Origin of the sequence: Paenibacillus rubinfantis, assembly GCF_001486505.1 — a bacterium.
GTDB classification, from domain to species: Bacteria; Bacillota; Bacilli; order Paenibacillales; family Paenibacillaceae; genus Fontibacillus; species Fontibacillus rubinfantis.
Genome location: NZ_LN909064.1, coordinates 502,230 through 514,536 on the forward strand (window position 1 = coordinate 502,230; position 12,307 = coordinate 514,536).

Below are 12,307 nucleotides of genomic sequence, written 5' to 3' on the forward strand. Positions count from 1 at the left end.
TTTCCGCGGTTGAACCGCAGGAAGGGCTTTTTGATTTTTCTGCGCCCAAATACACAAGCACTCCCAACTGTTTTATAATAAAACAACATAGTTTACCAAATCGGCGATTCTTACAGAATCCCCTCGGACTGGAGGAATCAGGATGACCGTCATGACCTCTATTTTCAAAAAATACCGCATCGCCGCCATTTCGGCGATCGTGATGCTGCTGATCGAGCTGGCGGTGGAGCTGGTTCAGCCGTTAATCATCTCGCGGATCATCGACCACGGGATTCGGCAGCACGACGTGAACGTCGCTTGGATTTGGGGCGGGGTGCTGATGGCGAGCGCCCTGGTGGCGTTTTTCGCCGGGATCGCCAGTTCGTTTTTTGCCTCGCATACCAGCCAAGGCTTTGGCTATGACCTGCGCGACAAGCTGTACGAGAAGGTGCAGTCTTTTTCGTACGAGGTGTTTAACCGCTTCGCGGCGTCGTCATTAATTACCCGGCTGACCGGGGATATCACGGTGCTGCAGGATGTGATTTTCATGTGCTTGCGCTTTGCTTCCCGGGTGCCGCTGGTGGTGCTGGGGAGCGTCGTGATGGCTCTGGTCGTGCATGTGAAGCTGGGGCTGCTGCTGACGGTGACCGTTCCCGTCTTGCTGGTGTTTGTCCTGTGGATGATCCGCAAAGCGTCCGCTTTGTTTCGTACGGTACAGCGGCGCACGGACAATGTGAATGGCCTGATCCAGGAAAATTTGACCGGCATGCGGCTGATCCGCGTGTTTGTCCGGATGTCGCATGAAATCGGACGCTTCGAGCAGCGGAACCGGGAGCTCCGGCAGGGCACGGTTGCCGCGCTGAAGCTGACGGAGACCACAATGCCGTTCCTGCTGTTTATCATGAACGCGGGGATCATCGCGGTGCTGTGGTTTGGTCGGATCGAGATTGCGGGTGGGGGCGCCAGCGTTGGGGAAGTTGTCGCCGTCATCAACTATTCGCTGCGAACGATTGGTGCGTTGTCGGCGTTGTCCTGGATTATGAGCTCTTTGTCGCGGGGAGCGGCGTCCGCCGGTCGGGTGCGCGAAGTGCTGGAGGAGAACGATCCGGCCGCCGAGCGGGAAAGCCGCACGGAGGAAGCTGGCGGTGCTGGCGGTGCTGGCGGTACGGGTGCGGAAGGAGCATCGGCACTGCCGATTCAAGGACGCATCGAATTCCGCGAGGTCTCGTTCCGCTACCCGGGGCGTGATGTCATGGCCCTGGAGCGGGTTTCGTTTACGGCGGAGCCAGGGCAACGCATCGCCATCATGGGCGCAACCGGCTCGGGCAAATCATCGCTGGTGCAGCTGATTCCCGGCATGTACGAGCCGACGGAAGGGGCGATTCGCATCGACGGCACGGATATTCGCGAGCTGGACCGAAAACGGCTGCGCCGCGCCATCGGTTATGTGCCGCAGGAAGTGATGTTATTCTCCGGGACGATCCGGGAAAATATCGCTTGGGGGCGTCCGGACGCCACGCTGGAGCAAATCCAGGCCGCGGCCCGGCAAGCGCAGATCCACGACACGATCGAGCGGCAGCCGCACGGCTACGAGACGCGGCTAGGTCAACGCGGCGTGAATCTGTCCGGCGGACAGAAGCAGCGCCTGTCGATCGCCCGGGCGCTGGTGCGCCGGCCGGCCATCCTGATCCTGGACGACAGCACCAGCGCGCTGGACGTCCGTACCGAGGCAGCCTTACTGAAGGAAGTTTCGTGTCTCTCCTGCACGACGCTGCTCATCACGCAGAAGATCAGCTCCACGATGTCGGCCGATCTAATTCTACTTATGGATGACGGGCGGCTGATCGCCAGCGGTAAGCATGAGGAACTGCTGCAGCGTTCGGAATTATATCGGCGGATTTGCGAGTCCCAGAAAGGAAAGGAGGCGGAAGTGCATGCCGTTCAAGACCTTCACTGAACCGTTTCGCCATCCGTACCCGAATTTGGGGACCTCATCCCAGGCATCGCAAGGGGAAGGGGCCCGTCCAGACGCGTCGGCTCCTGCCTCTCGCCGTCCAGGACATGGTGGGCCCGGCGGCGTAAGGCCTAAGGTGCGGGCCAAGAACTGGTCCGGCACCTTAACCCGAATATGGGGTTATCTATCTACGCATAAAGCCCGGCTGGCCGCCGTTCTGCTGATGGTTGTTTTCAGCTCAGGATTGGCGCTGTTGGGTCCCTATTTGGTGGGTATGGCGGTGGACGAATACCTGGAGGCGGGCGGTGGCCGGCCATGGGCGATGTTCCTGATCGGGTTGACCTTGGTATTTGCCGGCTCCTCGCTCACCTCCTGGCTGCAAAATATCTGGATGATCGGAATCGCCCAGGAGACGGTGTACCGCATGCGTTCCGAGCTGTTCGCCCAGTTGCACCGGCTGCCGATTCCGTATTACGGCAAACGCCAGCAGGGTGAAATCATGAGCCGTCTGACCAATGATATGGACAATGTCAGCTCAACGTTGAATAGCTCGGCGATCCAAATTTTCTCCAGCGCGTTAACGTTGGTCGGCACGGTCTCCGTGATGTTGTACCTCAGCCCGTTGCTGACGCTGTTGACGTTCCTCGTTGTGCCGCTGATGATGGCCGGAATGCGCTGGATCACGAAACGGACGGGGCCGCTGTACAAGCGGCGCCAACAGGATCTCGGCAACCTGAACGGCTACATTGAGGAGACGTTGTCGGGACAGCGGATCATAAAGGCGTTCTCTCAAGAGCAGCGGGTGCTGCAGGACTTCCGCGAACGCAACGGGGCGATCCGCAGCTCCAGCTTCTGGGCGCAGACGATTTCCGGCTTTATTCCGAAGCTGATGAACGGGCTGAATAACCTTAGCTTCGCTATTGTAGCGGGAATCGGCGGGGTGCTGGCCGTTAACGGCCGCGCCGGCGTGACGGTTGGGGTGATCGTCGTATTCGTCGAATATGCGCGGCAATTTACCCGGCCGTTGAACGACCTGGCAAACCAGTGGAACACGCTGCTGTCGGCGATTGCCGGGGCGGAGCGGGTGTTTGAGGTGCTGGATGAGGAGATCGAAGCCAGCGACGAAGAAGAGGCGGTGGAACTGCCGTCGGTTCGGGGCAAGGTGGTCTTTTCAGACGTCTACTTCTCCTATGAGGAAAATAAAACCGAGGGCGGCGACACGTTAGAGGGGATTAGCTTTACGGCGAACCCGGGCGAGACGATCGCTTTAGTTGGGCCGACGGGGGCCGGCAAAACGACGCTGATCCAGCTGCTCTCCCGCTTCTACGAACCGTCCCGGGGGACGATCGCGGTCGACGGCCGCGAGATCCGGGTAATCCGGCGCGACAGCCTGCGTTCGCAGATGGCGTTTGTGCTGCAGGATTCGTTCCTGTTCCAGGGCACGATCCGCGACAATATCCGCTTCGGCCGACTGGATGCGACCGATGCGGAGGTGGAGGAGGCCGCCAAGCTGGCGAATGCGCATTCCTTTATCGTGCGGATGCCGGGCGGTTACGACAAGGTGCTTGGCGCGGACGGCGGCGGCATCAGCCAAGGGCAACGGCAGCTGCTGGCTATCGCACGGGCGATTTTGGCGGATCCCTCGATCCTGGTGCTGGACGAGGCGACCAGCAGCATCGACACCGTGACGGAGATCAAAATCCAAGAGGGCCTGCAGCGGTTGATGAAAGGAAGAACCAGCTTCGTGATCGCCCACCGGTTGAACACGATCCGTCAGGCCGACAAGATCCTGGTCTTGAAGGAAGGCCGCTTAATCGAGCAAGGCTCTCACGAGGAGTTGCTGAAGCGGCGCGGGTTCTATCATAGCTTGTATCATGGCGGGCTGGATGCGCAAAGGGAGGAGGGCGGCGCCTGATGGAGTTGAACGCCTATCTGCGGAGGATCATGTTGCAGCGGGACGAGGTGCCGACGTTTGACGACTATCCTTTCCATTTACCGGCGGTCTCGTCGTTGGGTCAGCTGGACTTCCATCCGCAAGTGACGTACATCGTCGGCGAAAACGGCATGGGCAAGTCCACGCTGCTGGAAGGCATCGCCGTCGCCTTGGGATTTAACCCGGAAGGCGGCACGATGAACTTCAGCTTCGCGACGGCCGAGACCCACTCCGAGCTGCATCGGTATCTTCGAGCCGTACGGGGGCCGATGCGGCCGCGGGACGGGTTCTTTTTCCGGGCGGAGAGTTATTATAACTTGGCTTCGGAGATCGATCGATTGGACCGGGAACCCACCAATAGCCCACCTATACGCAACTCTTATGGCGGGAAATCCCTGCATGAGATGTCGCATGGGGAATCGTTTTTCGCCTCGTTTATGAACCGTTTCGGCGGGCGAGGCCTGTACATCTTGGACGAACCGGAGGCGGCGTTATCACCGTATCGGCAGATGGCGATGCTGGCGCGGATTCACGAACTGGTCGGACGGCATTCCCAGTTCATCATTTCCACGCATTCACCGATTCTGATGGCCTATCCGGACTGTCTCATGTATCAGCTTACGCCGGACGGCATCGAAAGAACGACGTTGGAAGAAACGGATCATTATATCATCATGAAGGAGTTCGTGAATCATCGGGAGGGTATGCTAAGGGAGTTGTTGCGAGATGAGAATTGACTTCCGGTTTTGGTGTAACTATAATAGTTACAGGAAGAGTGATAACAACGATGACGAGATGACAATATGACAAGATGTCAAGATGACAAGATGACAAGATGACAACGATGACTTCGTGGCAACCCAATCGAAAAGGAGGAATTCCAGGATGAAGATGTTGGTGACAGGGGCGACGGGGCAACTCGGAGCTAAGGTGGTCGAAGCGTTGTTGGCAAAGGTGCCGGCAGAGCAGCTGGCGGTCAGCGTACGCGATCCGGAGAAAGCCAGTGCGCTTCGCGCGCGGGGCGTAGATGTGCGGCGGGGGGATTTCGAAGATCCGGCCTCGCTGGATACGGCATTTACCGGTGTGGAGCGACTCTTGATCGTATCAACACAAGGCGATAACGACACGCGGATTCGCCAGCACTTGGCGGCTGTTGCGGCGGCGCAGCGGGCAGGGGTGAAGCTCATCGCTTATACGAGCGTGGTGAATGCATCCCAGAATTCGCTGGAGCTGGCGCCGGTACATAAGGCGACCGAGGAAGCGATCGCGAAGACGGGAATTCCTTATGTGTTCCTGCGCAACAACTGGTACATTGAGAACGAGACCGGCACGATTCAGGGGATTTTGGCCGGAGCGCCGCTCGTGACCTCCGCCGGAGAAGGCAAAGTCGGCTGGGCCACGCGCGAGGACTACGCCCAAGCGGCAGCGGCCGTGCTGACTGGCAACGGCCACGAGAACAAGGTCTATGAGCTGTCGGGCACGCCGAAGACGCATGCTGAGTTGGCGCAAATCATCGGCGAAGCTCTGGGCCGCGAGGTTCCCGTGCAGCACGTCGACGATGCGACGTACGCTGAGGTGATGTCCGGCGCGGGCGTACCGGAACCGGTGGTGCCGTTCCTTGTTTCCATTCAGCGCTCGATCCGCGAAGGCGCCTTGGACGTTCCAAGCGGCGACCTGGAAGCGCTGCTGGGCCGTCCAGCAACTCCGCTGGTGGACGCGGTCCGCAGCATCGTCCAAGAGCTGCAAGCCTAACATCAAAAAGGCCCTGTTCCTATGGTGGGAACAGGGCTTTTTTTGCGTTTTTGCTGGCCTTCACCTTTCAACTGCCGCCGCAGCCGCCAACATCGACTCCGGCCGTTCAACTGCAAAAGTGCAGTTAATTCGGGGGCAAACCCGGGGGAAACGGGAGTTTTCTCGGATTTGAACTGCACTTTTACATCTAACCCCCCGAAATGAGCCCATTTGGCGTAAAGGAACTGCACTTTTACATTTCAGCCGACACGAACAGGCCGGCCAAGTGCAAAAGTGCAGTTGAAATTCCGCAAAACTTGCTTTTTCCGCGTCTGAACTGCAAAAGTGCAGTTAATTCGGGAGGAAATCCGGAAAAGAGGGACATTTATCGGATTTAAACTGCACTTTTACATCTAACTCCCCGAAATGAGTCCATTTGGCGAAAAGGAACTGCACTTTTACATTTCAGCCGCCACCGCCAACATCGACTCCGGCCGCTCAACTGCAAAAGTGCAGTTTGCAGTTCATTCGAGGTCAAACCCGAGTGAAGAAGGAACGCCTCCTCACTGCGCCTACCGGATACCCTCCCCGCCAAAACGGAGCGAATCGGGCCAGACTATACGCTGCGCCTACCGGACACCCTCACCGCCAAAACGGAGCGAATCGAGCCAGACTATACGCTGCGCCTACCGGATCCCCTCCCCGCCAAAACGGAGCGAATCGGGCCAGACTACACGCTGCGCCTACCGGATACCCTCCCCGCCAAAACGGTGCGAATCGGGCTAGACTACAAGCTGCGCCTACCGGATGCCCTTCCCGCCAAAACGATGCGAATCGGGCTAGACTACACGCAGCGGCCTACTTGATCCCCTTCCCGCCAACAGGCCGGAGCGGGATCGACTCCACGCCGGCAATCAGCGGCATCGCGCGCTGGATCATTGTCCGCGTGGCTTCTTCCTGCAGTGAGGCGTCAGGGACCTCGGCGCTGCTCCATACCTCTGTGACCCACACGGTCTCGGGTTCCGTCTCCGAAACGTTGACTACATACAGCTCGCAGTCTGGAGCAGCCTCTGCTCCGGCGGCGGCTTCCAATAAGATGTTGACTAACTGATCGCGCTCTCCGGGCTTTGCCGTGAATTTGGCGTACATGCCGAACTTGTCCATCGTCATCTCCCTGTTCATCCTCCTCTTCATCCACCACATTCTGCTTGCCAGCGGATATGAACTTAGTTTAGAAGCATTATCGCCTAACCTCCTCCGGATCGCAACTTCACCGAGGAAAATTCAACCATTCCCCCCGTGGTATAATGAAACCAAATGTCAGGGCGAAGGAGTGGATCACATGCCGAAAGTGGTATTGGCCGGGGGTACGGGGTTTGTCGGACAGGCGTTTGCAGCGCGGTTTGGAGAACTGGGCGCGGAGGTAAAGATCATTTCCCGACAAGCGCCTCATATCCCTTGGGAGGATCGGAGTGCCGTTGTAGAGGCATTGGAGGGAGCGGACCTGCTGATCAATTTGGCAGGCAGATCGGTGAATTGCCGCTATACGCCGGAGAATCGAAGGCTCATCCTGAATTCCCGGACGGAAACGACACGCCAGCTTGGGGAGAGCGTCCTGGCCTGCCAACGTCCGCCGGCCCTGTGGATCAATTCCAGCACGGCGACGATTTACCGGCATGCGGAAGACCGCCCGATGACGGAGGAGAGCGGGGACATCGGCTCGGGGTTTTCGGTTGAGGTTGCCAAGGCATGGGAGGAGGCCTTCTTTGCTATTGAACTCCCGGCGACACGGCAGATTGCCTTGCGCATCGCCATCGTGCTGGACGACGGCGGTGTGATGGGCCCCTTGCGGAACCTGGTGCGCTTCGGACTAGGCGGGGCCCAAGGGTCCGGTCGCCAGCAGTTTAGCTGGATCCATATGGAGGACCTGTTCCGGATCGTCAGGTTCCTGCAGGAGCATCCCGAGCTGGACGGCGTGTTTAACGCATCCGCCCCGCATCCCGTTACGAACCGGGAGCTGATGGCCAGCTTGCGCGGGGCGATGGGCGTTCCGGTTGGACTGCCTGCCCCGCGCTGGCTGCTGGAGCTGGGCGCACGCCTGATTCGCACGGAAACCGAGCTCGTACTGAAGAGCCGCTGGGTGTTGCCGGAACGGCTGCAGCGGGCGGGATTTCACTTCCATTACGATACGCTCGACAAGGCCTTACACGAAATTATTGCACGGAAATCCAAATAGGAGTGGATCAACATGGATCGAAGTGAATTAAAAAAGCGGTGGGAAGCGGAGGAAGCCAAGGTCTTCCGGGGCTGGGACTTTTCCGAGTTAAACGGACGGATGGAGGAAGAGGCGCTGCCATGGGATTACCCAGCCCAGGTTCGACAACAAATGAATCAGGAGACGATGATGCTGGACATGGGCACCGGCGGAGGCGAATTCCTGTTGTCGTTGTCGCCGCCGCCGGGTCGCACCTTTGCGACAGAAGCGTACCTGCCCAACTATGAGCTGTGCCGGGCCAAGCTGCCCGCCTATGGCATTGAAGTCGCAAAGGTGGAAAAGGATGATCAGCTGCCGTATGAGGATGAATTGTTCAACTTGGTGATCAACCGTCATGAGTCATTCTCGGCTAAGGAGGTATACCGAATCCTGAAGCCGGGTGGGGTGTTTATCACCCAACAGGTCGGAGGGCAGAACAATCGGGAACTGTCGCGTGAACTTCTTGGCGAAGGGGCGATGGAGACGCCGGCTGAGTTCGACCTGGCCCATACGGTTCGAGACATCCTCGAAGCGGGGCTTAACGTCGAGGTGCAGCAGGAGTTTTTTCCCGAGGTGAAGTTTCATGATGTAGGGGCGCTTGTCTATTATGCGAAAATCATTGAGTGGGAGTTTGCCGGTTTCTCCGTAGAACGCTGTTTCGAGAAGTTATGCGAGCTGCAGAACCAAGTGGAGCAAGTCGGATTTGTGTCTACCCGGGAGCATCGGTTTTTGATCCTGGCGCGGAAGGAGAAAAGAGGATGAAATTCGTAGATGTTGCGATTTTGACGGATCAGGTGATGGCGATGGCCCGGTTCTATGAGACGATCCTGCAAACGACGGCGGTTGGGGACGAGATCCATAGGGAAGTGAAGACTGAGGGCACCGGACTCGCGATATACTCGCGGCGGGCAGCGGAAACGGACATGGGGTTTGATTTCTCGACCCACTGGGGATCGGGGAACTTCACGTTGGGATTTAACGTTGCGGACGTCGATGTGGAATATGAACGATTGAAAGCGTTGGGCGTCGAATTCGTGGCCCTGCCGACGACTTATCCGTGGGGAGCCCGATCGATGCATTTTCGCGATCCGGACGGCAATATTGTGTGCTTTAGAAGTAGGGTTTGATAGCCGCTTGCAGGAAAGCAACGGAGAATGCCGCTGATGTCAGCTGCCTGCAATCCGAAATTATTCACCCCTGGTGCCGCGATTCGTCTCCTTATGTTTTGAGAGCGCTAACATTACAATGAGTTTAATCAAAGCAAGGGGGGAATCAAACACAATGAAAAAATGGATATCGATTTTATGCAGCGCCGCGATGCTGGCGTTATTACTTGCCGGCTGCGGCGGAGGGAATGAAGCTTCCGGCAGCGGGGAGAACGGCGGGGAGAAAGTGAGCATCTCCATCTGGCATAACTGGACAGGCCAGGACGCCAAAGCGGTGGCGATGCGGAAGATTATCGAAGACTTCCGGGCCGAGCATCCCGAGATCGAGGTTGTCGACGAAGGGCTCCCAACCGACGGGCTGAAAACTCGCCTGCGGACAGTGGCCGCAGCAGACGAAATGCCCGATTTGTTCGTGATGTGGCCGGATGCGATGACGAAGGAATTCGTCAAAGGCGATCTGCTGCAGCCGATCAACGAGGAGCTGGATGCCAATCCGGATTGGAAGAACAATTTTATTCCGAATGCGCTGGATGGTTATACCGTGGACGGCAAAATTTACTCCGTGCCGATGAACCTGGCGCCAAGCTCTTTTATCTACTATAACGATGCCTTGTTCAAAAAATATAACGTAAAGGTCCCGGAAACCTGGGAAGAGCTGGGGACGGCGATCCAAACGTTTAATGACAACGGCGTGATCCCGATCGCCCTGGGGAACAAAGCGAATTGGGTGGCCCAATCAACCTTCTTCAGCACCGTGGGCGACCGCATTACCGGTACCGATTGGTTCCTGAAAGCCGTGGAGCAGGACGGAGCGAAGTTTACGGACCCCGAGTTCGTTGAAGCGCTCACCACGTTCCAGAAGCTAGGTGAATTAAAAGCGTTCCAGGACGGCTTCAACAGCCTCGATGAAACGCAGATGATGCAGCTGTACTTCCAGGGGAATGCCGCGATGGTCGTTAACGGCGGCTGGGCACTGGCGAACCTCGTCAACAATGCGCCGCCGGAAGTGCTGGACAACACGCATATCACGATCGTTCCTACGATTGCAGGTGGCAAAGGGGCTCCGGATACGACCGCAGGTGTCGTAGGTACGGGTCTTGGCGTCAGCAAGAAGCTGACCGGTGCCCGCAAGGAAGCGGCGATGAAGCTGTTCTACGCGATGGCCGGTCCTGACGGACAAAAGGCGACCCTCGATAGCAGCACTTTGGTCAGCTACAACATCGAGCTCGACAAGAGCAAGGCGCATCCGCTATTCGTGGAGCTATATGACCTGATCCAACGCGTTAAAATCGTGCCGGTCTACGACTCCAAGCTGGGCTCGGCAACGGTGGAAGTGGTGAACAACGGACTCCAGGAGCTGCTGATGGGCGGCAAAGCGGAGGATATCGCCCGCAAGATCCAGGACGCGCAGGCTGCGGCTGTAGCTGCAAATTAAAGCTACCCCCTTCCCCTTAGGGGAGGGGGATTATTTTTCCCCTCAAAAGGATGTGAGAGAGCATGAACGCCTTACGCAGCAAACGCTTCATCATCACCGGGCTGCTGCCCGCGCTGGTCATTTATTCGCTGTTCGTCTTCGTACCGGTGATCTGGTCGGCGTATTACGGCTTCTTTAACTGGTCGGGGATCGGCGAAGCGAAGTATACCGGCCTAAGCAATTATGCGGAAATCTTGCGGGATCCCGTGTTTTGGCGGGCGCTGAAAAATAACGTCGTATTCGTGCTGGCCTCGGTGTTTGGACAGATTCCGCTGGCCCTCGCCCTGGCGGTGCTGCTGCACAAAAGCAACCTGCTGCAGCGCTTCCTGCGCTCGGCTATCTTCCTTCCGATGGTGTTGTCCACGGTCGTTATCGGGATGATCTGGCAGTACATTTACCATCCGCAAATCGGCATTTTGAACTTTCTGCTGGATGCGTTGGGGTTGTCCAGCTGGAAGCTGCAGTGGTTGTCGGACGGCAAGATCGCCATCTATTCGCTGATTCCGCCGCTGATTTGGAGTTATGTCGGCTTGTATCTGATTATTTTCATGTCCGCGCTCCAAAATATTCCCGGCGAAATTCATGACGCGGCCAAAATCGACGGCGTTTCCGGCGTCCGCAAGCTGCTGTCGATCTCGCTGCCGATGATCAAGAACACCGTGCAGGTCGCGGTTGTCCTGTGTATTTCGGGCAGCCTGAAGTCCTTTGACCTCGTCTACATCATGACGAAGGGCGGCCCGGCGCATGCAACCGAGCTGCTGGCGACGTATATGTATAACTCAACGTTCTCGACCTACCGATACGGGTTTGGTAGCGCGATTTCAACCAGCATTATGATCATCAGCCTTTTGTTAATCGGTACCAGCCAATGGCTGACCAATCGGAAGAAAGACGCCGCTTGAGGTGAAAGGAGGAGTCCATCCACATGAACATGAATACGACACCCCCCGTAACGGCGGGAAAAGTAAAGCCCAGCGGCGGCGTACGGATATGGGCCAAACCGGGCCGGGGCTTGTTTTGGGTCCTGCTGACGGTTTACGGGGTGGTGACCTTGTACCCGTTTTTCTGGCTGGTCATCAGCGCGTTTAAGACGAACGCGGATTTCTACGCCCGTCCCTTTGGGCTGCCGCAGGTGTGGCACGGCGACAACTTTACCCGGGCTTGGGAAAGCTCGCGGCTGGGTACGGCGTTTGGCAATTCGCTGATTGTGGCGCTAGGCTCGCTGGTGCTGACTTTGTTTATCGCCGCGCTAACTTCGTTTATTCTGGCCCGCTTCCAGTTTCGCTGGAAGGGCGGGGTTTTGACCTTTTTTGTAATCGGGATGCTGATTCCGATTCATAGCACCCTGGTTCCGCTGTTTATTCTGATGAAGCAGATGTCGTTGCTCAACACCTATTGGGCGCTGATCCTGCCTTACACTGCATTTGCGCTGCCCACGGCCGTGTTCGTGCTGACGGCGTATCTGACGAGCGTGCCGCGCGAGCTGGAGGAGGCGGCTTTTATCGACGGGACCGGGCTGTGGGGATTATTCTTCCGCATCATGCTGCCGATGTCGGTTCCGGCGTTGGCCACCGTGACGATTCTCAGCTTCCTGCACTCCTGGAACGATTTCTCCTTCGCGCTGGTGTTCATTAACAAAACGGCGCTCAAAACGCTGCCGCTGGCCATCGCCAACTTCGCCGACGGCTATCAGACGGACTATGGCTTGTCACTGGCGGGCATGACGTTGTCGGTGATCCCGACGGTTATCCTTTATTTGCTGTTTCAGGAACAAATGATGAAGGGGATGACGGCCGGCGCGGTGAAAGGATAAAGG

The 12,307-nt window shown here is 57.5% G+C and carries 11 protein-coding genes; 10 read left to right on the forward strand and 1 reads right to left on the reverse strand.

The window, feature by feature from the left end; all coding sequences use genetic code 11:
* Nucleotides 1-142 precede the first annotated feature (142 nt).
* From BN3277_RS10505 to BN3277_RS10520, 4 genes are all read left to right on the forward strand, one after another.
* Nucleotides 143-1,936, forward strand: a complete 1,794-nt coding sequence (locus BN3277_RS10505) for an ABC transporter ATP-binding protein (RefSeq protein WP_059042372.1) — start codon at nt 143-145, stop codon at nt 1,934-1,936.
* Nucleotides 1,914-3,848, forward strand: a complete 1,935-nt coding sequence (locus tag BN3277_RS10510; protein ID WP_059042373.1) for an ABC transporter ATP-binding protein — start codon at nt 1,914-1,916, stop codon at nt 3,846-3,848. Before BN3277_RS10505 ends, BN3277_RS10510 begins: the two co-directional genes overlap by 23 nt.
* On the forward strand, nt 3,848-4,603 hold the full coding sequence (locus tag BN3277_RS10515) for an AAA family ATPase (protein WP_059042374.1): 756 nt from the start codon (nt 3,848-3,850) through the stop codon (nt 4,601-4,603). Before BN3277_RS10510 ends, BN3277_RS10515 begins: the two co-directional genes overlap by 1 nt.
* Before the next feature lie 148 nt (nt 4,604-4,751).
* Nucleotides 4,752-5,618 (forward strand): SDR family oxidoreductase, encoded by an 867-nt coding sequence (locus tag BN3277_RS10520; RefSeq protein WP_059042375.1) that lies wholly within the window; start codon nt 4,752-4,754, stop codon nt 5,616-5,618.
* Nucleotides 5,619-6,455: 837 nt separating this feature from the next.
* Here BN3277_RS10520 and BN3277_RS10525 read toward each other — a convergent pair.
* Complete coding sequence (locus tag BN3277_RS10525) at nt 6,456-6,767, reverse strand: putative quinol monooxygenase (protein WP_316244805.1); 312 nt, start codon at nt 6,765-6,767, stop codon at nt 6,456-6,458.
* Between the two features lie 172 nt (nt 6,768-6,939).
* On the opposite strand from BN3277_RS10525, the gene BN3277_RS10530 reads away from it, so the two are divergent.
* From BN3277_RS10530 to BN3277_RS10555, 6 genes are all read left to right on the forward strand, one after another.
* Nucleotides 6,940-7,833, forward strand: a complete 894-nt coding sequence (locus BN3277_RS10530) for a TIGR01777 family oxidoreductase (RefSeq protein ID WP_059042376.1) — start codon at nt 6,940-6,942, stop codon at nt 7,831-7,833.
* 12 nt (nt 7,834-7,845) lie between these two features.
* On the forward strand, nt 7,846-8,613 hold the full coding sequence (locus BN3277_RS10535; RefSeq protein ID WP_059042377.1) for a class I SAM-dependent methyltransferase: 768 nt from the start codon (nt 7,846-7,848) through the stop codon (nt 8,611-8,613).
* A complete protein-coding gene (locus BN3277_RS10540) occupies nt 8,610-8,978 on the forward strand; it encodes a VOC family protein (protein ID WP_059042378.1) in 369 nt (122 codons plus the stop codon). The genes BN3277_RS10535 and BN3277_RS10540 overlap by 4 nt, the downstream gene beginning before the upstream one ends.
* A gap of 154 nt (nt 8,979-9,132) precedes the next feature.
* Nucleotides 9,133-10,452 carry an extracellular solute-binding protein gene (locus BN3277_RS10545; protein WP_059042379.1) on the forward strand — a complete coding sequence of 440 codons (1,320 nt, stop codon included), beginning with the start codon at nt 9,133-9,135 and terminating at the stop codon, nt 10,450-10,452.
* A gap of 62 nt (nt 10,453-10,514) precedes the next feature.
* On the forward strand, nt 10,515-11,393 hold the full coding sequence (locus BN3277_RS10550) for a carbohydrate ABC transporter permease (protein WP_059042380.1): 879 nt from the start codon (nt 10,515-10,517) through the stop codon (nt 11,391-11,393).
* Nucleotides 11,394-11,416: 23 nt separating this feature from the next.
* Nucleotides 11,417-12,304 (forward strand): carbohydrate ABC transporter permease, encoded by an 888-nt coding sequence (locus tag BN3277_RS10555; RefSeq protein WP_082691421.1) that lies wholly within the window; start codon nt 11,417-11,419, stop codon nt 12,302-12,304.
* The last annotated feature ends 3 nt before the right edge of the window (nt 12,305-12,307 follow it).